The sequence below is a fragment of the Staphylococcus sp. HMSC072H03 genome (assembly GCF_001809305.1).
Lineage (GTDB): Bacteria > Bacillota > Bacilli > Staphylococcales > Staphylococcaceae > Staphylococcus > Staphylococcus hominis.
Genome location: NZ_KV796883.1, coordinates 1 through 19,714, shown reverse-complemented (window position 1 = coordinate 19,714; position 19,714 = coordinate 1). Strand labels below are relative to the sequence as shown.

Genomic DNA, 19,714 nt, shown 5'->3' with positions numbered 1-19,714 from the left:
CGCGTTTACGTATATTATTTTTTATCTTGTATCATTTCTTTAACTTCTCGTTCTGATTGATTTAAAATCAGACGACTTAATTCGTCATTATTCATATTTTTTAATTTAGGGTATCGAACTACAAAGAAAATAAGACCAATCACTAACCAACTACCCAATGCAATATATGAAGGCATTGAAAGTGAAGCTGGTGATCCTGGAACTAATAATAAAAGTAAAAAGATAAATGAAACAATAGAACCCAAAATAGCAAAGGTCTTATAAATAGGACCATACGTGTTACTTTGTTTATTGTAACTAAATAGCTTAGCAGCAGATAAACAAGTAATAAAATAAGCAATAGATACACCTGTTGAAGACATATCAACAATCCATGTTAATGCGGTACGTCCTAACCATGGCGCAATTAAAGTAATAGCTACTAAAAAGATAATGGCTACATATGGTGTTTTATATTTTGGATGTAATTTACTAAACGCTTTAGGCATGATACCAGCACGCCCCATTGAGAATAGTAATCGACTTGAACTCATTAAGAATCCGTTTAATCCAGTAAAAATCCCCATAATAATAGCAATCGCTAATACTCCTAAGCCAATATAACCAAAAGCAGTTTGTGTTTCAGCGCCTGTTAACCATAAATTTCCGTTAAAATTCGCATTATTCGTACCCAACCACCCTGTGTATAAAATCATAATGACATAAGTTAAAGCTGCCGCTAATAAACTGTATACAATCAGTTTGAACGTTTTATTTGGCGAGAAATTAAACTCTTCTGCTGTTTGTGGAATATTATCAAATCCCACATAAGCCCATGGTGCAATAGCTACAATCATAATAATGGAATTAAACCATCCAAGTTCTTTACTTGCTAAAGGTTGTAAGTTACTTAACGAAAAGTTATTTCCGAAAAATGAACCTACAAACATAAGCACAACAACAATGACCATTGCTATACAAAAATAATATTGGAGTGTACCAGAAACACTTGCACCACGAATTGCAATAAACATAAATACTAATAATAATACCGTAGCAATAACTATTTCTGTTATGTAAACATCCCATCCAGCAATCGTATATAACCTTCCATTATTCAAAATGTTTGGCAGTAAAAACTTAATTAATAAACTAAATGCTGTCGCATTTAACGCTACTACACAAACATAACCGAATGTTAAGAACCATGATGAAAAGAAACTCACATATCTTCCAAAACTTAAATAACTAAACGCGAATGCACCGCCTGACACAGGAAAACGTTCGACTAATGCGCCATAACTTACAGCAATTAATATCATCAATAAAGCACCAATGACAATACCAATAGATGAAGCAATCGGACCTGATTGTTTAATCCAATCACCGGGTAGTATAAATGCTCCCCATCCGATACACGAGCCATAAGCAATCGCCCAAACAAATTTTTCAGAGAGATTTTGTTTTAAATCTCCTCTATCTATCTCTCGATTTTTATTATTCATAAAATAAACTCACCTCAGGTACTTAACATACCCAAAAAGGTGAGTTTACTAACCAAAATATAAAATATTATTATCCAGCAAATTTAAATGTTGCAATAATTAACATTAACCATCCCACAATAAAGAGTACGCCCCCTATTGGTGTAATAGCTCCTAAAATACGAATTTGAGTCAATGCAAGAATATATAATGAGCCACTAAATAGAACAATACCAAAGAACAGAAGCCATCCTGCCCAATTCACATTAATAGAAGTTGTACCACTAATGATGCCAATCATAATTAATCCTAGACCATGATACATTTGATAATTCACTGCTTTTTCCCATACTGACATATATTTATCAGAGAGTTTTCCTTCAAGTCCATGTGCACCAAATGCGCCCGTACCAACAGACATCATCGTACACAATGCACCTAAAATTATAAATACTTTCATCATAATATTTTAGTTCTCCTAACTTAATTTTAATTAAAAATCAAATATTGATTCACCATTTCCAATTTCATCATCCGTCACCATCATATTAGACGATTTAGTTTGATGCTTCATTGTTTGTGGAACTTTACCACCCATCGCTTCAATTTCTGCAGCAGTAATCGCTGAATGATTTGAAGGCTTATTTGAAAACGAAGATTCAGAAGTTACAATATTAGTAAAATCATGTTTTGATTTTTTAGAAGGTCGTTTTGAAACATCGGAATAAAGAGATGTTAAAGTATGAATCGCATACATATGCTTTTCAAACTGTTGTTCATCTTGAGCTTCATCTGCCTGCACTAATTCGTGTTCTATAAGTTGAATTAATTGTTCTTTGTTCAATTAAGATTCCCCACTTTCACACCATTGTATTGGCGTTTTACCTTTAGATTCTAAATAATCATTTGTACGAGAATAAGGTTTAGACCCAAAGAAACCTCGATAAGCAGATAATGGACTTGGATGAACAGATTTAATGATATGATGCTTTGCTGTATCAATTAATTTTATCTTTTGCTGCGCAGGTTTTCCCCATAAGATAAAGACAACATCTTCGCGATAATCTGAAATAGCTTTAATGACTTCATCTGTAAATATTTCCCATCCAATGTCCTTATGGGAATGTGCTTCACCTTTACGTACAGTTAATACAGTATTTAATAACAGAACACCTTCACGTGCCCAGTCCTGTAGATGTGGAGAAGTTCTATGACAGCCGATATCATCTTCTAATTCTTGATACATATTTCTTAAAGATGGTGGGAATTTAGCATTGGGTTGAACTGAAAATGCTAACCCATGTGCTTGGTTAGGTCCATGATATGGATCTTGACCCAAAATAACAACTTTAATATCTTCAAATGGTGTTAAATCAAAAGCTTGATAAATATTTTCTCTATCTGGATAGACGATTTGTGTCGTATATTCTTTTTCTAAAAAATCATGCATTGCTTTAAAATCATGTTTTGTTGTAATGTCATGAAAAATGTCTGACCATTCCATCGTTTTCACCTCACTTCTATTTTAACATATGACCCCTTTGGAACGTGATATAAATCGCCTTACTATCTTCATGCTAGAACAATAGTTGAGTTACATGATATGATAAATAAAGATGTAAATAATTGACAGGAGTGATAATACATGGCATTAAAAAAAGTATTAACAATTGCCGGTTCTGATACAAGCGCTGGCGCAGGTATGCAAGCCGACCTTAAAACATTTCAAGAACTAAACACTTACGGTATGGTAGCTTTAACAGCTGTTGTAACAATGGACAAAGAAACTTGGTCTCACGATGTGACACCACTTCCAATGGATGTATTCGAAAAACAATTAGAAACAGTCATTTCAATTGGTCCAGATGCTGTTAAAACAGGTATGCTTGGAACTGAAGAAATCATTAAACGTGCTGGCGAAGCATTTGAACAATCAGGTGCAAAATATTTCGTAGTAGACCCAGTTATGGTATGTAAAGGGGAAGACGAAGTACTTAACCCAGGAAATACAGATGCAATGATTAAATATTTATTACCTAAAGCAACGGTCGTAACACCTAATTTATTTGAAGCTGGTCAATTATCTGGATTAGGTAAATTAACGTCAATTGAAGATATGAAAAAAGCTGCAAAAATTATTTATGATCAAGGTGCTCAACATATTATTATTAAAGGTGGTAAAGCATTAGATCAAGATAAATCTTATGACTTATATTATGATGGTCAAACATATTATCAATTAACAACTGATATGTTCCAACAAAGTTATAACCACGGTGCAGGTTGTACATTTGCAGCAGCTACAACAGCTTACTTGGCAAATGGTAAATCACCTAAAGAAGCTGTTATTAGCGCTAAAGCATTTGTGGCATCAGCAATTAAAAATGGTTGGAAAATGAATGACTTTGTAGGCCCAGTTGATCACGGCGCATATAACCGCGTAGAACACATCGACGTCGACGTCAAAGAAGTTTAAAGAAGTACTGCATTTTTGAAAAAAATGCTAGTACTTCTTATGCAAAAGACACTAGTCTTTTGTAACCCTTAATTAGATTTCATTGTCCTTCCCCGACGCCCCAACTCGCGTTCATCGTTGACTTTCTTTTTGAAAGTCTCTTTGTCGGGGCCCCAGCATTAGAGTTGAAAGAAGCTCATCAGCGTACTTTCAATTCAATCAGCTACTGTCTGTACTGCATTTTTTAAAGAAATATAAGCACTTCTAAAGCTTTTAATCTTGTGTATAATAGTTTGGTCACACTAAGATTAAAAGCTTTTCTTATATCTTCTAGGCATTTAGTCGTAGTATGCTCTACACAGTCCGTTGCAATAAAAGTTAGTACCATAGACTCATGTTTTTTATAATCAAATCCATTACTATATTAAGTGTAGAGAGACAAAGGAGGAATTAACAACATGATTATCTACAAGCAAAATATAGAAAACGGTATCCCAATATACGAAATCATTACAAAGACCTTCAAGACGATTACGGTAAAATTCGATGAAACGTTTAGTAAAAATGACATCTATAAATTGCTCTCTCTACTAGAAAGTGACGTTGATAACATGAATTAAGTTATTCATCACATTTCAAAAATTAAAAAGTGTTTTTCGTAATTGAATACGAAAACAAACGAATATTTCAAAATCTTTTTTAAAGTTAAGATGCCCCTAATACTCAAAACTTTAAAAAGTCATTAATTATTCAAAAGCTCACCCTAATAAAATAGCGTTAATGTTAGCCAAGAATGTCCCCTTTTGGAAACTTAGAGAGAAACTTTAAGTTATACTAACATTAACGCTATCGTTTTATTTATGCTGTAATATAGGCATAGACACCAAATTCAAACCACTCCATAGCATTACCAATACTTGTTGCGAAAACAGTTTTTCTCGCTTTTTGAGCACTAACTATGTTCATTTTATCTTTATTAACATTCATGGATATAAATTCTCCACTTGTATGTTACATAATTAATAAATGATTAAAAAATATAAATACTAATAACCAAAAATAAAAATAGTTATCATCAAGAAAAATTAAGATTTCTTAACAATAACTATTTTTTCTTCACCATTTAAACCAAAGACGTTTATTTCATTATGACTCACTTTTTTGAAGGTCACTTCTTCATCTATATCTATAGTCCTTTTATACTTAACATTAAATTGTGTCCACTCTATTTGAAAATACGCTAATACACAATCCACTACCAGTTGACCAGGAACAATGGTTGAATGAAGCTCATTTTTATCATTAACAAGTCGAAGGTAATGACTTACTTTATCATGACTAAACTTCATCATTTACCTCCTTTTTTATAAACGTTTGCCTAATAAATATACATTGTCTATTATCTTTATATATTTTTAACTCGTAGATATATTGGATATATGTTTTAAACTTTTTCGTACTTTTATGTGTTAAGTACGCCTCGTATTTTAGCCTACATTTTAATGGTTCAAATTCTTCACATGTTGTTCGCACAAGAAGAATATGTTCTTGTTCAAACTTTTGAAACAACTTAAATTTTGGCCAGACGTTTGCACACATGAGTAAAGGCACCACGCCTTTATACGTTCTTTCAACTACTTCGCAATACGCTCTTACTTCTTGTTCACTAAAATATATTTCTATTTTCTCACAAGCCCCATCGTTCGAAGAGTATCGCATTCCCCATTCCTCCTCCAATCCCCATCGTAGCAACTCCCCGCTTCCAATGTGTCATATTTAATAACCTAGTGATTAATGCTACGCCACTTGCGCTATAAGGATGACCAGACGCAATGGCTCCCCCCCACTGATTGACTTGATTAATATTTAATTTTAACTCTTGAATTGAAGATAAAACTTGTGAACTAAATGCCTCATTAAGTTCTATTGCATCAATGTCACTTATTTTTAAATTTTGTTTTTTAAGTAATTTTGTTACGGCAGGTACTGGTCCAATACCGAGTCGTTTCGGATTGACACCTATTGTCACTGCATCTGTAAACATCATTCCCTCTGATATTCCGTATTGTAATGCCGTTTCTTGATTCATAACGAGTGCAAGCGCAGCGCCGTCATTTTTCATACAACTATTTCCAACCGTTACTGTTCCGTTAGCTAGTAAAGGACGTAATCGATTTAATCGTTGTTCAGTAAGTGTTGGCTTAATACTTTCATCTTTATCAAATAAATGACCTTTGATGTTTAAAGATACAATTTCATTACTTATACTTCCATTCTTATAATATTGATGTGTGAGATGATGACTACGTATCGCAAAGGCATCTTGTTGTTTACGCGTAATATGATAATATTGCGCAACATTTTCAGCTGCCTCTATCATACTTGGATCTTGACCTTTTGGTGCAAAAGAGGCACGCTCATAAAATTCTGGTAATTGGGTATCATACACTGATTGAGGCCGTTTAATCTTCCAAGGAGCACGACTCGTGCTTTCTACTCCTCCAGCTATATAAATATGACCTGCACCAGCTTGAACCATTCGACATGCATATATAATACTTTCTAACCCTGACCCACATTGACGGTCCATTGTAACACCTGGAATACTCTCAGCTAGACCTGCTTCTAATAAGGCTTTACGAGCAATATTTCCACCATTACCTACGATATTTCCAATCACTACATCATCGATATCAGGTATTATTTTAGGAAAAGTTGAATTCATTTCTTCAAATAAGGGCATGAGTAATGTTTCGGGTTCTAAATGTTTCAATTTCCCACCGTATTTGCCAAAAGGTGTACGTTTCGCCCATATAATGACCGGTTGGTTCATCATTTAAAGTCTCCTTTTACATAGGCAGTACGCATTTTATTTCGAGCAACTTTGCCACTTTGGGTATATTGCATACTGTCTACTTTTATCAATTTGGAAGGTACATCATATCGTGATAGAACTTTCATAATATGTTGTCTCACAGTTTGGTACTCAAGTTCTATCGATCCTGTATATAGTAAAACCGCTATTTCCCCAAAACGTGGATGCGGTTCTCCTATAACAATTGCTTCTTCTACTCCATCAATATTTTTTATCATTTGTTCAATAACTTGAGGATAAACATTTTTACCTCCAATAATTAATCGTTCATTTTGACGACTCACTAAATATAATTGATTATCTTTAATATAAGCGTAATCGCCTGTTTTAATCCATGTTTCAGGTAATACGACAGATTGATTTACATATCCAGAGAATATCATATTACTTTTTACATTTAATAACCCTATATGATTCTTGTCTTTTTCCTCTAAACCAATCGTTACATTTTGAAATATGTATCCCACTGAATCAACAGAAGCTTTACGGTTAATGTTATAACTAATAAAACTTGCTTCTGACGTTCCAAAAAATTCAATAATATTAGCATGCTGAAATGTTTCGGCTATACGCTTAAACAACGAAGAAGAGAGTTTCGCCCCACTACTTAAAATAGTCGTTAAATGTAGGTGATCGTGATTTATTTTTGTTATTGCATGTAGCATTGTTGGAACAAGAAATAATGCACTATTTGTTGTTTGTTGTTTCATTTTGCTAACGAGCTTAGTCGCATTAAAACGGGTTTGTCCAATAAATGTTCTCCCTGTATATAACGCATAAATACAAGTGTATAAAGACAATGAATGTGCAAGTGGTCCCGGTGCTACAAGTATGTTTTCTTTATGACGAAGTAGCTTTTCATTTTCTTTGTATGACGCAAGCCAAGATGGTTCATTTCGATAATATGCTTTAGGTAACCCTGTTGTCCCAGATGTAAAACCAATATGTAATAGTTGATGGACTTGTGACTGCTCATTTAAATATGTTGGATATGTTTCAGAAGACGTTGTCTTTATCAGTCTATGCTGTTCATCAACAAGATAGTCAATATGATACGTTTCAATCAGTTGATGAATTGTTACTTCAGACCATTGATCATCTAAAAAACATGGAATACTTCCTTGCTCTAATATTGCAAAATAATTCAACATATTATGTAAAGGACTTTTACTTAACAATCCTACTCGGGACCCTTTCGGTAAATGCATGAAGACTGATTTTAATTGCTGTATTGCTGTATAAAGTTCTTGATATGTCAATACATCTTCTTCGAACGATAGTGCAATCATATCTGGTTGTTCTACTGAATAGTGATTTAATTTATTTAGTATTTCTAACATATGACCCTCTCTAAATGTTAACTATATTAATTATTATATTAACATTATATAGAATATAACACATAAAAAAATCACTCTAACTATTAGTTCTTTTAACTAACAATTAGAGTGCTTTTTCATCAAAGCGGAATATCGTAATAATAATGTTGGTCATAACCTGTTTTAATAGTTTCAATTGAACCGTATTGTTTAAGCATTTGACTACAATGTTTAAACTCATCTTCAGTTAAAAAACGTGGTTGCCAAAATGTTTCTTTATTATTGCTATAAATTGGATAAAGTTTCAAGGATAAGTCATTTTCAGGAGTGATAGTAAGACGTGCAATAAAACTGTATGGAGGTACAAAACGTTGATCATATTCTCCATTACTATTGAATATTCCATTGCCGATACTATACACCACAGTAGTTCGATTAATTTTCTCAATACTTTGCATCATATGTGCACCGTGACCAATAATTAAATCTGCTCCCGCTTCTTCTAATAACTGTGCATATTCACGTTGTTTTATCTGAACTTTACCAAAATCGACACCCCAGTGAGCAATGACAATCACTTTAGCACCTTCTTCTTTCACTTTAGAAATTTGCTTATACAAAGAAGGATTGATACAAGCCACACCGGGTTTATTTCCTATTGCATAAAAATCATATTCTCTATACATAGGACGTCGATACCAATACGCATTAAATATTGTATATTTTTGACCATTATAGTTAAGTACAAAAGGCTTCTCTGCTTCTTCTTGAGTATTTCCAGCACCTATTGTATATATATTCTCTGCTTCAAACTGTTTAATTGTTCGATTTAATCCTTCTATGTTGCAGTCCATTAAATGATTATTAGCAAGTGTGGCTAAATGAATATATTCTTTTTTTAAAGCACGAGCTGTTTCTTCCTCAGAAGCATGTAAAACATAAGGTTTACGTTGTTTTAAATAAGCATTATCATCATCAGAAATAGCTGCCTCGAAATTACATATATTAAAATCTCCTGTTTTTAAGAAATCACGAATACCATCAAAACTGTAATGTCGACCTTTAGATGTTAATGCATCATCGATATCTTTTGCTTGGCGTTTTTTAGTGTAATATTCGCCAAAATAAGTATCCCCGATAATGTTCATTTCAAATGGTGATTTCCGTTTCTTACGAATCGAATCATGTTTAGTATGTTTAGACTTTCCCTGTGTCACATGCATAATTGAATTATAAATTAATTCATCTCTATGAAACGCATCTTTAGCACCTAACACGACTGTAATATATTCTTCACCATTTATTTTAGACAATACTGTACCGATAGAGTGATCTTGACCGTAGAAGAAACCATGCGTAATTATTCCATAATTAAACAAATTAGATTCAGATTTATAAAACTTATCTTTGAACACATAATTATTCTTTGTTAATATATCTTTAATAAAGGGATATTTGTTAAATAATAATTTACTTGCTAAATATAAATCATTCAAACTTAATTCTTGTATCTTATTACTTATTCTTCTTCCCGTTATATTCAGTGCACTTCTCGGATTTGCTCCTATTTCCTTAATAGTTTCTTTTATATATTTCAAACTATCATTATTACTACCTATAACTGTATTTGCTAGCATTAAAATAGCATTTGGTGAGGAAGTAACAATAGCTGAAGTCAATAGTTGATTTAAAGTAATTTCATCTTTTTTATTTAATGGAATAGATCTTGGATTTTTACTTTCTTTAATTGCTTGTTTGTCAGGCTTATATACATCACTCAGTGATAATCTTTTTGAGAAAATTAAATCAAGAATATGATGAATAATTAAAATACCACCTAATCCTTGGTTTTGAATTACATCTTGATTTCCAATATAAGAAACTTTCTTATTTGTTTTCACACTAAAAGTTGCTACTCCATAACCTTTACTAGGAACTTTGTGCGCATTAACTTTATGGGTAGTATTTGAATTAGCATATAAAATGAGATGTTTTTTTACATTTTTAAAATTACTATTTCTTACGGATCCTTTAATTAATATCAAATCATCATCTTCTATAATATTAGCAACTTCGTATGCTAGTAGCTCTGCACTTTCATAATATCCACCTATCATATGCTTAGGTAATTTTTTCATAGCATATTTCATTTCTTTACCATGCCCATAAACTAAATCAATATTTGAATTAATTAGTTCTTCCGCAATAAGCTCATGCTGGCGTTTTGCTTCTTTTTCATTCTTATCTAATCCAATTATTCTACCTAAAATCGCAATAGTTTTACCTTTATAAAAACGAGATTTAGTTTTTAAAACTTTAATACCTTCAAGCATTGATATTCCCATTGCATTCCATGAATCATTAATTAACGTATATGTAACACCATTATTTTTTTTGTAATGCTCAAAATTTTGTACACCATTGTTAGGTTGATAATTTTCTAATTTATACATAATACTTTCAAGTGGTATATCTAATAATTTTATTATCGTCAAAACACCAATAATATTCTCAATCATTGCTTTACCAGATAGAAACGTGTTAAATGATACTGGTTCCCCTAATATAGAAGCTTCAACATGAGTATAGTCTTTATACTCCTCAAACCTTTCAATAATCGAGTCTGACTCATTATTAAAACCATAAGTCACTATATTCTTATTATATTTTTCAATTGTACTTTTAACAGTGAAATATTCATTCATATCTCTATTTAATATTACTTTCCCATTATGATGCATACCTTCAGCGATTTTAGACTTTAAAATAGCTGTTTCATATGGTGTTTTATTTTGTCCACCATCTATTGAAGTTATTAATGCTAAATCTGGAATATATGTTTTGGCTATTCCTCCACTTTTCATCCATAAACTCGATATTGCCATTTCAAGAACTAAATAATCAGGGTTGTTAATAGCATTAGCAACTGTAAGAGGCACTCCAGTTCTTGTATTATGATTACCTCTAGTAGAATTAACTGTATGATTCACTTCTAACAATTCATTTAGTAAAGTTTTACATGTAGATTTACCAGCGGTACCAGTAATTCCTATCATTTTTCCTTTAAATAAGGAAAATGAAAATTCCCCTAGTTTTTTTATTGCACTATAGGTATCTTTCATAATAAATTGTGGAATATCTTCATCTAAATATTCAATCGGTCTACTGGCTATTACGCCACTCATAAAATATTTGTATTCTTCTAAATTTTTATGTGTATCTTCCCATCCAGCATAAATGCCAGTATTTCCTGATCCTTTATGCCATGTTTCTGAATCCATAGCTATAAATAAAGTTTTATAACCTTTTTGACAATATTTCATCATTTGTTGTTTATTAATATCTATATTATCAACGTACCACTCTTCTTTTGGTTCTCGATACCAGTAACCTTCTAGTAATTGTTCAATTCGTTCTTTATCATAAATCATAAGTTCTCTCCTCTCTAAATTTTATAATTTATTTATATAGAAATATTAAAATAGTATTGATTATCATGTTCATAGGTATATTAGGTAACATTCCGTATTTTTTCAGTAGAGTATCTTACATCTTTTAAACGCTGCTCTAAGCATGTGTTTTCAATATTAAATATTGATGATTCTAACATACATATATTGAAGTCCGCTTCTTCTAGTAATGGTCTAATCTCCTTAAAACTATGCGTTGGAGTCCCATGTATTAAAAAGTTATTTAAACTTTCATCATTTGTATGATTCACATATGAATCACTAAAATAAGTATCGTCTAATAAATTTATTTTATAAGTCGATTTTCTTATTTTTCTAATTTTGTTTCTTGAATATCAGAATTCATTATTTTAGATAATGTTTGATATATCATAGCATCTCTATAGAATGCACTTCTAACTCTTAAAGCAACAGTAATATAGGTTTCTCCATTAATTTTTGAAGGAACAATACTAATAGAATCATTGACACCATAGAATAATCCATACGTAATTAATCCATAATCATATAAATTACTTTTTGTTCTATATGTGCTATTTTTAAATGTATAACTAGAAAGAGATAGTATATCTCTTACAGCTGGATAATTCGTAAACAACAAGTTACCTAAAGTTAATTTTTGAAGTCTATCTTCTACTGGTTCACCAGTAATATTTTCTGCAATAGAACTGTTTATACTTAAAGCATTTACCATGCTTTTAACCATTTTCAAACTATTTTCACTAGACCCTAATACACTATTTGCCAACATAATGAATACATTAGGAGCGTCACTAATGATTGCCGCTGATAAAAGATGTTCCAAAGTAACTTCATCATTTTTTTCGAGCGGAATAGCATTTTTTAGTTGGCTTGCAGTAATCGCTTCATTATCTGGTGTGAAGGTTTGACTTCGGTGTAATTTTTTAGCAAACAATAAGTTTAAAACACGATGTATAATTAATAAATTACCTGCACCTTGATTACCATATTGAGCCATTTTTCTTCCTGTTTTCATATTAAAATTGCTGCACCATATCCCTCACTAGGAGGCATAACATCTTTAATATTTAAAGATTCAATAGGCTGTGCCGCATATTTAATAATTAAATCTTGTAATAATGAACATTCTTTTGAAGAGTCATTACCTTTAATTAAAATATTATCCTCATTTTTCAAAATAGCCGCTGTTACTTGCGCCAATTGATTAACAGATGTATATACTCCTAATACTTTTATTTCAGACAAATGTTTTAAGCAGTATGACATTCCTCCCCAAATCCAATGACTAACTCAATATCGGCTTAAAGTATTTCTTCTGCTAATACTTGATATTGACTCTCCTCATTTTCCCTAGTTAATCCGGAAATACCTCCAATAATGGCAATAGTTCTTCCATTTGAAATAATACGTTGTTTATGTAACATGCTTAATGAATCAACCATTCTCTCTATAGTTGGTAGAGCATCGCTATCTACAATATTATAAATATCCCCACTAAACGTATTATACTGAATGGCTTGTTGACGATCTTCTAATGGTATAGAATCTTTCAAATAATTTACTACTCTATAAAGAGGAATATGTATTATTTTTAGAGTGGCAAGCCCACTAAGTATGTACCGTAAATTATCTAGATCGTTAGTTTAGTTTGAAAATCTAAATTTTCTTCTATAATCTTTGCTTTAATTTGTGAATGTTCTCCTAACTGTCTATTTCTCATGATAAAAGCATCTGCATTAGGAATAATTCCATAAGTAATTTTAATCTTTCTATTTTAGAATAAACTTTTTCAACACCGTCACTATCACCATCTAAAACAACAATGCTATCAACAAACATATTTTCAAGGAGACAAGTATATAAGTATACATTATTATCTATTGTTTGATTTTTTGTTTCTTCTATAGAAGAAACAATAGCAATATCTGGAATATACTTATCAAATTGCTGTGTATTTGATATTAATACACGATTGCTTGCATTAGAAATAATATACTCTGTGTGTTCAGATGCGCTTGCTAAAGCTATTAACATGTTAAGACTCACAAGCTCTTTTTTTCTTAATTACTATTTGATTCTTATTTTTTAATAGTAGTTCTTCAAATAATGCATTAATCATATAAATACCCTTATTATTCGTACCAACAGTAACGATTAAAGTAGCATCAGACGTATCATATGAAGTAAGTGCTAATTTATTTAGTGCATCATAAATATCTTGTACCACAAATTGAAGAATGTCTTCGTTAAGCTAAGGAATTGGAATTTTTACGATAATACCTGAAATATATGGCAAAACATGTAAAATGGTATTATGCGTATCACTCCAATCTTCTGTATTTTTGATATGCGTATTCCAAGTATCATTATCTATTGCAATAAATAAAGATTGTCGTTGATAGCGATAATCTTCACGTGCTTGAGCATAACTTGCTACAACATTATTAACTTGCCAGTTTTATGAAGGTTCATTAACCCAATGACCTTCTAATATCTCCTCAATACGCTTTTTATTAAACACTATCATAAAACTCCTACCTTATAAAATTAAAATGTGTTATTAATATTTAATGTAATTGGTATATTTTAACATAATATGTATTATACATCTTAATCATTAATTTATTACATTTTTTACAAGTTCATAATTCACTATTTATTATATATCTTTTTTTATTGTATATATATATTTATGGTTAATTTTATTAAAATGATACACAAAAATAGGAATTTCTAAATTAGAAATCCCTACTCTCTTAATCATATTAATTTATTCTAAATTAGCATGATTGTCTTGCATTGCTTCTTCATTAATATTAAAGGCATCCATTAATCCAATCACGACACTATCTAAAAAGATGAGTGAAGATTGTTCAAATAGACTACCTAATGGCTGTTCAGAGCCTTTTGCTTCATGTTTCGTTCCTGCAGGTAAAGCAATCACTGTATCAGCGACGTCGCCAATTTTAGATTCTGTTTTAGTTGTTATTAAAGCAATTTTAGCACCAACTGAATGCGCCTTCTCAGCTAATAATCTTAAGTGTTCTGTTGATCCAGAACCGGAAATAATAATTAATAAATCATGCTCTTTAATAGATGGTGTTGTTGCTTCACCTATTGCAGATGCATCTTTTCCTAGTTGGTTCAAACGCATTGCAAAGCTATTAGCAACATATCCAGAGCGACCTTTACCAGCTGTAAAGATACGAGATGCGCCAACTACTTCATTCGCAAAACGTCCATAATCATTATCATCAAGATGTGATAACGTGTTATCTATTTCTTCAAGAATTAAATGATAATTGTTAAAAGTTGGCATTTTATTTACCTTCAATCGCTTCACGACATTGTTTAGCTGCTTCTACAGGGTCATCTGCGTTAGCAATACCGCCACCAACAATAACTAAGTCAGGTTCTTCTGCTACAATTTCTTTAATTGTTTCAGGTTTAATACCGCCAGCTACGGCTACTTTAGAATTTTTAATGACTGATTTAACTGTACGTAAGCTTTCTAATGGAGATTGTCCTTCAGCTTGTAAATCGTAACCAGTATGAACAGCGATATAATCAGCGCCCATTTCATCTAATTCTTTCGCACGTTTTTCTAAATCTTGTACGGCAATCATATCAACTAACAATTGTTTACCATGTTTATGTGCTTCTTCAACCGCACCTTTAATTGAAGCATCTTCTGCAACACCTAAGATAGTCACAACATCTGCGCCAAATTTAATAGCTTGGCTTACTTCATAGTCTGCTGCATCCATAATTTTTAAATCAGCTAACACTTTAGCATTATTGATATTTTCATTTAAATGTTGAACAGCTGGTAATCCTTCATTAATAACGATAGGTGTACCAATTTCTACAATATCCACATATTCTTCAACTTTTTTAGCTAATTTTGCTGCTTCTTCTTTATTTAGTAAATCGATTGCTAATTGTAATTCCATTACAAACATCCTTTCGTATCATTGTCATACTAGTATGAATACCCATATTAAATATTTTTAAACACTTAAATCACTTCGAATTATTTTCTTTCATTTATAAATAAATTGAGCATAGGTGTACAATTCAGTCGTTCTTTTTAGTAAAATAGATAGATAAACACATTGTATGGTTGCAAGGAGTGAACGTGTTGGAACCAATTAAAGCTGAAGAAGTACAACGATTATTAACTACATTTGAAAACAAACCTGTCTATTTGCATGTTGAAACGACGAATGGTGCATATGCTAATCATTTTGATCAACGTGTGTTTAATGCAGGTACGTTTTTACGAAATATACAAGTCACATATGAACATGCGCAACTAAAGGGCGGAGATAAAGATCCATTTCGTGTTGGGTTGAAACTTCGTGATGGAGGTTGGGTATATGTTCAAGGTCTGACTCACTATGAAATCAATGATAATAATGAATTTTTAATAGCTGGATTTAATTACGAAGGACAGTTGGCTGCAACGATTGAAATCAGTGAACAGCCATTCACAGTATAGAGGAGGAAGATTCATGAAAGATGAAAGACATGTACTAATGATATTTCCACATCCCGATGATGAAACCTTCTCATCTGCTGGGACGATCGCAAGTTATATTGAAAACGGAGTGCCTGTCACTTATGCCTGTCTCACATTAGGACAAATGGGACGTAATTTAGGCAATCCCCCTTTTGCGACAAGGGAGTCACTACCTTATATTCGCGAAAAAGAATTAGAAGATGCTATGAAAGTGATTGGTATTACTGATTTACGTAAAATGGGTTTAAGAGATAAAACAGTAGAATTTGAGCCACATGAGCAAATGGATGATATGGTAAAAACATTGATTGAGGAGACAAATCCATCAGTGATTATTTCATTTTATCCAAAATTTGCTGTACATCCAGACCATGAAGCAACAGCTGAAGCTGTCGTAAGAACAGTAGGACGTATGCCTAAAGAAGAGCGTCCAAGACTTCAACTCGTAGCATTTAGTAATGATGCACCGGATATTTTAGGTGAACCTGATATATTAAATGACATTAGTCAATATAAAGAGATTAAATTAAAAGCGTTTGAAGCTCATAAATCTCAAACAGGTCCTTTCTTAAAACAATTAGCTAGCCCTGAAGTTGGCGGAGAAACACAAAGTTTTCTAGAAGTCGAACCTTATTGGACGTATCATTTCGATAATTAAAATCATTAGAGGAGGTACAATAAACGAATGACTGAATTTGATTTATCTACTCGAGAAGGTCGCTGGAAACATTTTGGTTCAGTAGACCCTATTAAAGGTACAAAACCTACAACTAAAAATGAAATGACTGACTTACAAAGTACACATAAAAACTTCTTATTTGAAATTGAAGAAGTGGGTATTAAAAATTTAGTATATCCTGTTAAAATTGATCAATTTCAAACAGCAGGTACATTTAGTTTCTCAACAAGCTTAAATAAAGATGAAAAAGGGATTAACATGAGTCGTATCTTAGAAAGTGTTGAGAAACATTATAATAATGGTTTAGAACTGGATTTCGATACACTATATCAAGTATTACGTACATTACAAGACAATATGAAACAGAATGCTGCGGGAGTAGACGTTTCAGGTAAGTGGTTCTTTGATCGTTATAGTCCTGTAACTCATATCAAAGCAGTAGGTCATGCTGATGTTACTTACGGTTTAGCAATTCATAAAGATCAAGTAACGCGTAAAGAACTTACCCTCACAGCTACTGTAACGACACTTTGCCCTTGCTCTAAAGAAATTAGCGAATACTCTGCTCATAATCAACGGGGTGTTGTAACAGTAAAAGTGTATTTAGATAAACATTCTGAAATGACAGATGATTACAAAGAAAAGATTTTAGATGCAATGGAAGCAAATGCAAGCTCTATTCTTTATCCAATTTTAAAACGTCCTGATGAAAAACGCGTAACAGAACGTGCATATGAAAATCCACGTTTCGTTGAAGATTTAATTCGTTTAATTGCCGCAGATTTAGTAGATTTTGACTGGATTGATGGCTTTGACATTGAATGTCGAAACGAAGAATCCATTCACCAACACGATGCTTTCGCAAGACTAAAATATAGAAAATAAATAATACCCCTATATTTAGTGTATATGTTCACTAAATATAAGGGGTATATTTTATTTTTTAAAAGCTTTTTGAAATTGAACATAACCTGAAACATAATGTTCAATATCATCAATTCTGACTCGATATCCATGATGTTTGATAAAGAAACTACCCAGAATACGACTTGGATTTTTAAAATACATTGCTACTTCTGGATAGAAAAATCCAACACGTTGATACTCTGCCCTTGTATAAATCACATCAATCAGTTGTTGCTCATCTATTAAATGTTGAACGATATGTTCGAAACCTGTTTCCTTAGCTTTCTGTATTAATTTATAAGTTGCCATTAACATTTCTAAAAATGTTGGAAATGTCGTTTCACGTTGTTCAATATAATCTAAATGTGTATTGACATTTTTTATACCAAATTTAAAATATTTTTCTTTAGGATCAATTTGTACTAGTTCATTCGTGCAATACCCAAGCCAATGATCATGATACTGCCAATAACGATTTTCTATAAAGTAATTCATTAATTTCTTTACTGTATATAGCCATATTTCATTATGGTCTTGTTGATATAATCTTAATAATGCTAAACATGCTTCACCATCATAATAAACAATTCTAAATTTTTCTTTTACTGTCAAATCAGGATAATTTAAAACATGTGTGGTTTCATACGTGTCTTTATTAATCATTGAAATGATACCTTTTGCTACTCTTTGCGCAACTTTAAGATATTTTTCATTGGGATGTACTTTTAAATATTCACATATTGCAAAAATAAAAGATGCATTTTGTCCTAATTTAATTTCATTTATATCTTTAGTATCATCGAATACATAGCCTTTATTACCATCTTCGTACACGTAGTTATCTATAATATAATCAATTGCTTTCTCAATAGGCTTTAAATCTCTTCTTAAATAAGTTAATCCCTCTATTAACGCATATGTTGATGACGAATGTCTTAATATATTATAGAATCCAATCTCTTTATCAAAATGTGGAAAATAACCATAATTATAACGACCATTGTCATATAACATTCCTTGTAAGTAATCTACACTGCTAACTATTAAGTCATCTACTTCTTGATATAAATCGTCTACTTTTCTTAACCCTTTTTTATATCCTGACTCATACAGTTCATAAATTTCATCATTATCTAATATATATCCTTTGGTCCAAAATTTAATAACTTTTTTATTTTTAAAAAATTGATGAGAATAACCATTTTTGTGTGTGGTATATTTTCTTAAATAATTATTAATATTATCTTCTGACAAAAACATTTTTTTAGTCTTCTTATCAGGTCTTACAAATGCATTCGCATTAATTTCTTCAGGTAAAAAAGTCATATTCCAATAAGGATCGAAAGCGATACCAAAATCAATATAATTACGACGTGTTTCAATTAATTGTTTTTTGACAGTATCAAAAGGCACTGTTTCTGTATGAGTGACAACATCTAATTTAACCCATTCGGGTAATTGACCAGACTTTTTCTTGAAATTTTGACAATGTTTTAAAATATCTCTTTTAGTGTAACGTGCATTTTTTAAAAGCTTAATTTGAGCTTTTACATTTGGTTTCCCTAAACTGAGAAAAATATATTTTTCTTCTAATTCATCTACATTAGCTTTTTCTATTAATGTTTGAACTTTAGATTCTAAATTCATATGCCCCTCCATTGTTTAAATTATTTATATATATTATATCAATAATAACGTTTCTAATGTTTTTTACATAACAATAGCCAGGTCTTAGTTTCGACCTGGCTATAAATATACTCTGTTTAGCTATTAAAGATTATTATTTATCTTCTTTTTTATTACGACGGCGTTTGCCAGCTAAGAATAATGAGCCAGCCGCTGCGAATAATGAGCCGAATAATGTACCATTTGATTCTTCATTATTTCCAGTTTCTGGTAATTGTACTTTTTCATGATGATTTCCATTTGAATGAGTACCTTTATTACCATGATTATTGTGACCATTATTTGCATTACTATGCGTAGAATTGTCAGTGTTATGGTCTGAATTGCTATCGCTGTCAGAGTCTGAATCTGAGTCGC

General features: G+C 31.6%; 23 protein-coding genes and 1 pseudogene. 5 read left to right on the top strand and 19 right to left on the bottom strand.

The window, feature by feature from the left end; genetic code table 11:
* Positions 1-14: 14 nt before the first annotated feature.
* The 4 genes from HMPREF2578_RS06075 to HMPREF2578_RS06060 form a co-directional block, all read right to left on the bottom strand.
* Complete coding sequence (locus HMPREF2578_RS06075) at positions 15-1,484, bottom strand: APC family permease (protein WP_002488598.1); 1,470 nt, start codon at positions 1,482-1,484, stop codon at positions 15-17.
* A gap of 70 nt (positions 1,485-1,554) precedes the next feature.
* Entirely contained in the window at positions 1,555-1,923 is a 369-nt protein-coding gene (locus HMPREF2578_RS06070; RefSeq protein WP_095324338.1) for a DUF423 domain-containing protein, read from the bottom strand.
* A gap of 33 nt (positions 1,924-1,956) precedes the next feature.
* On the bottom strand, positions 1,957-2,307 hold the full coding sequence (locus HMPREF2578_RS06065) for a DUF5327 family protein (protein ID WP_070508311.1): 351 nt from the start codon (positions 2,305-2,307) through the stop codon (positions 1,957-1,959).
* Positions 2,308-2,967 carry a uracil-DNA glycosylase gene (locus tag HMPREF2578_RS06060; RefSeq protein ID WP_002488583.1) on the bottom strand — a complete coding sequence of 220 codons (660 nt, stop codon included), beginning with the start codon at positions 2,965-2,967 and terminating at the stop codon, positions 2,308-2,310. It abuts the gene before it with no gap.
* Positions 2,968-3,108: 141 nt separating this feature from the next.
* Between HMPREF2578_RS06060 and thiD the strand changes: the two genes are divergently transcribed.
* Positions 3,109-3,939, top strand: coding sequence for a bifunctional hydroxymethylpyrimidine kinase/phosphomethylpyrimidine kinase (gene thiD, locus HMPREF2578_RS06055; RefSeq protein WP_002455702.1), 831 nt, complete (start codon positions 3,109-3,111; stop codon positions 3,937-3,939).
* A gap of 437 nt (positions 3,940-4,376) precedes the next feature.
* A complete protein-coding gene (gene vraX, locus HMPREF2578_RS11135) occupies positions 4,377-4,538 on the top strand; it encodes a C1q-binding complement inhibitor VraX (RefSeq protein ID WP_017176053.1) in 162 nt (53 codons plus the stop codon).
* Positions 4,539-4,779: 241 nt separating this feature from the next.
* On the opposite strand, the pseudogene HMPREF2578_RS11320 reads toward vraX, so the two are convergent.
* From HMPREF2578_RS11320 to hxlA, 13 genes and pseudogenes are all read right to left on the bottom strand, one after another.
* Positions 4,780-4,905 (bottom strand): annotated as a pseudogene (locus HMPREF2578_RS11320) (hypothetical protein); the annotation flags it as partial.
* A gap of 98 nt (positions 4,906-5,003) precedes the next feature.
* Complete coding sequence (locus HMPREF2578_RS06050; RefSeq protein WP_019834876.1) at positions 5,004-5,267, bottom strand: hypothetical protein; 264 nt, start codon at positions 5,265-5,267, stop codon at positions 5,004-5,006.
* Positions 5,257-5,637 carry a hypothetical protein gene (locus HMPREF2578_RS06045; RefSeq protein WP_016931405.1) on the bottom strand — a complete coding sequence of 127 codons (381 nt, stop codon included), beginning with the start codon at positions 5,635-5,637 and terminating at the stop codon, positions 5,257-5,259. The genes HMPREF2578_RS06050 and HMPREF2578_RS06045 overlap by 11 nt, the downstream gene beginning before the upstream one ends.
* Positions 5,606-6,751 (bottom strand): thiolase family protein, encoded by a 1,146-nt coding sequence (locus HMPREF2578_RS06040; protein WP_070508358.1) that lies wholly within the window; start codon positions 6,749-6,751, stop codon positions 5,606-5,608. Before HMPREF2578_RS06040 ends, HMPREF2578_RS06045 begins: the two co-directional genes overlap by 32 nt.
* Positions 6,751-8,133: an AMP-binding protein gene (locus HMPREF2578_RS06035; RefSeq protein ID WP_070508310.1), complete on the bottom strand. Its 1,383-nt coding sequence runs from the start codon at positions 8,131-8,133 to the stop codon at positions 6,751-6,753. Before HMPREF2578_RS06035 ends, HMPREF2578_RS06040 begins: the two co-directional genes overlap by 1 nt.
* A 119-nt stretch (positions 8,134-8,252) precedes the next feature.
* Complete coding sequence (locus HMPREF2578_RS06030; protein WP_070508309.1) at positions 8,253-11,543, bottom strand: CapA family protein; 3,291 nt, start codon at positions 11,541-11,543, stop codon at positions 8,253-8,255.
* 346 nt (positions 11,544-11,889) lie between these two features.
* A complete protein-coding gene (locus HMPREF2578_RS11130; protein ID WP_218085015.1) occupies positions 11,890-12,579 on the bottom strand; it encodes a hypothetical protein in 690 nt (229 codons plus the stop codon).
* Positions 12,576-12,830, bottom strand: coding sequence for a hypothetical protein (locus HMPREF2578_RS11125; protein ID WP_176743741.1), 255 nt, complete (start codon positions 12,828-12,830; stop codon positions 12,576-12,578). The genes HMPREF2578_RS11130 and HMPREF2578_RS11125 overlap by 4 nt, the downstream gene beginning before the upstream one ends.
* Positions 12,831-12,865: 35 nt before the next feature.
* On the bottom strand, positions 12,866-13,117 hold the full coding sequence (locus HMPREF2578_RS06020) for a hypothetical protein (RefSeq protein WP_256275852.1): 252 nt from the start codon (positions 13,115-13,117) through the stop codon (positions 12,866-12,868).
* 163 nt (positions 13,118-13,280) lie between these two features.
* The gene (locus HMPREF2578_RS06015; protein WP_141743933.1) at positions 13,281-13,610 is read right to left on the bottom strand and encodes a hypothetical protein; all 330 of its coding nucleotides are present in this window, start codon (positions 13,608-13,610) and stop codon (positions 13,281-13,283) included.
* Complete coding sequence (locus HMPREF2578_RS06010) at positions 13,600-13,791, bottom strand: hypothetical protein (protein ID WP_070508307.1); 192 nt, start codon at positions 13,789-13,791, stop codon at positions 13,600-13,602. Before HMPREF2578_RS06010 ends, HMPREF2578_RS06015 begins: the two co-directional genes overlap by 11 nt.
* Before the next feature lie 543 nt (positions 13,792-14,334).
* Positions 14,335-14,883 (bottom strand): 6-phospho-3-hexuloisomerase, encoded by a 549-nt coding sequence (hxlB, locus tag HMPREF2578_RS06005; protein WP_070508306.1) that lies wholly within the window; start codon positions 14,881-14,883, stop codon positions 14,335-14,337.
* Between the two features lies 1 nt (position 14,884).
* Complete coding sequence (gene hxlA, locus HMPREF2578_RS06000) at positions 14,885-15,517, bottom strand: 3-hexulose-6-phosphate synthase (protein ID WP_002455709.1); 633 nt, start codon at positions 15,515-15,517, stop codon at positions 14,885-14,887.
* A 185-nt stretch (positions 15,518-15,702) separates the two neighbouring features.
* Between hxlA and HMPREF2578_RS05995 the strand changes: the two genes are divergently transcribed.
* From HMPREF2578_RS05995 to folE2, 3 genes are read left to right on the top strand one after another with little or no spacing between them, the layout of a single operon-like run.
* A complete protein-coding gene (locus tag HMPREF2578_RS05995; RefSeq protein WP_002488035.1) occupies positions 15,703-16,065 on the top strand; it encodes a YojF family protein in 363 nt (120 codons plus the stop codon).
* A gap of 13 nt (positions 16,066-16,078) precedes the next feature.
* Positions 16,079-16,744, top strand: coding sequence for a bacillithiol biosynthesis deacetylase BshB2 (gene bshB2, locus HMPREF2578_RS05990; protein ID WP_049382087.1), 666 nt, complete (start codon positions 16,079-16,081; stop codon positions 16,742-16,744).
* Between the two features lie 27 nt (positions 16,745-16,771).
* A complete protein-coding gene (gene folE2, locus HMPREF2578_RS05985) occupies positions 16,772-17,650 on the top strand; it encodes a GTP cyclohydrolase FolE2 (RefSeq protein ID WP_070508305.1) in 879 nt (292 codons plus the stop codon).
* Between the two features lie 51 nt (positions 17,651-17,701).
* Here the strand turns inward: folE2 and HMPREF2578_RS05980 are convergent, their stop codons facing one another.
* Together HMPREF2578_RS05980 and HMPREF2578_RS05975 are read right to left on the bottom strand one after the other, a co-directional pair.
* Positions 17,702-19,318: a poly(glycerol-phosphate) alpha-glucosyltransferase gene (locus HMPREF2578_RS05980; protein WP_070508304.1), complete on the bottom strand. Its 1,617-nt coding sequence runs from the start codon at positions 19,316-19,318 to the stop codon at positions 17,702-17,704.
* 133 nt (positions 19,319-19,451) lie between these two features.
* The coding region (locus HMPREF2578_RS05975) for an LPXTG cell wall anchor domain-containing protein (protein WP_141743931.1) at positions 19,452-19,714 on the bottom strand (263 nt) is incomplete at its 5' end.

Excerpts from the sequence above, each read along its gene's own strand:
- HMPREF2578_RS06075 (WP_002488598.1), bottom strand. The coding sequence starts at position 1,484 with ATGAATAATAAAAATCGAGAGATAGATAGAGGAGATTTAAAACAAAAT.
- HMPREF2578_RS06070 (WP_095324338.1), bottom strand. The coding sequence starts at position 1,923 with ATGAAAGTATTTATAATTTTAGGTGCATTGTGTACGATGATGTCTGTT.
- HMPREF2578_RS06060 (WP_002488583.1), bottom strand. The coding sequence starts at position 2,967 with ATGGAATGGTCAGACATTTTTCATGACATTACAACAAAACATGATTTT.
- thiD (WP_002455702.1), top strand. The coding sequence starts at position 3,109 with ATGGCATTAAAAAAAGTATTAACAATTGCCGGTTCTGATACAAGCGCT.
- vraX (WP_017176053.1), top strand. The coding sequence starts at position 4,377 with ATGATTATCTACAAGCAAAATATAGAAAACGGTATCCCAATATACGAA.
- HMPREF2578_RS06050 (WP_019834876.1), bottom strand. The coding sequence starts at position 5,267 with ATGAAGTTTAGTCATGATAAAGTAAGTCATTACCTTCGACTTGTTAAT.
- HMPREF2578_RS06045 (WP_016931405.1), bottom strand. The coding sequence starts at position 5,637 with ATGCGATACTCTTCGAACGATGGGGCTTGTGAGAAAATAGAAATATAT.
- HMPREF2578_RS06040 (WP_070508358.1), bottom strand. The coding sequence starts at position 6,751 with ATGAACCAACCGGTCATTATATGGGCGAAACGTACACCTTTTGGCAAA.
- HMPREF2578_RS06035 (WP_070508310.1), bottom strand. The coding sequence starts at position 8,133 with ATGTTAGAAATACTAAATAAATTAAATCACTATTCAGTAGAACAACCA.
- HMPREF2578_RS06030 (WP_070508309.1), bottom strand. The coding sequence starts at position 11,543 with ATGATTTATGATAAAGAACGAATTGAACAATTACTAGAAGGTTACTGG.
- HMPREF2578_RS11130 (WP_218085015.1), bottom strand. The coding sequence starts at position 12,579 with ATGAAAACAGGAAGAAAAATGGCTCAATATGGTAATCAAGGTGCAGGT.
- HMPREF2578_RS11125 (WP_176743741.1), bottom strand. The coding sequence starts at position 12,830 with ATGTCATACTGCTTAAAACATTTGTCTGAAATAAAAGTATTAGGAGTA.
- hxlB (WP_070508306.1), bottom strand. The coding sequence starts at position 14,883 with ATGCCAACTTTTAACAATTATCATTTAATTCTTGAAGAAATAGATAAC.
- hxlA (WP_002455709.1), bottom strand. The coding sequence starts at position 15,517 with ATGGAATTACAATTAGCAATCGATTTACTAAATAAAGAAGAAGCAGCA.
- bshB2 (WP_049382087.1), top strand. The coding sequence starts at position 16,079 with ATGAAAGATGAAAGACATGTACTAATGATATTTCCACATCCCGATGAT.
- folE2 (WP_070508305.1), top strand. The coding sequence starts at position 16,772 with ATGACTGAATTTGATTTATCTACTCGAGAAGGTCGCTGGAAACATTTT.
- HMPREF2578_RS05980 (WP_070508304.1), bottom strand. The coding sequence starts at position 19,318 with ATGAATTTAGAATCTAAAGTTCAAACATTAATAGAAAAAGCTAATGTA.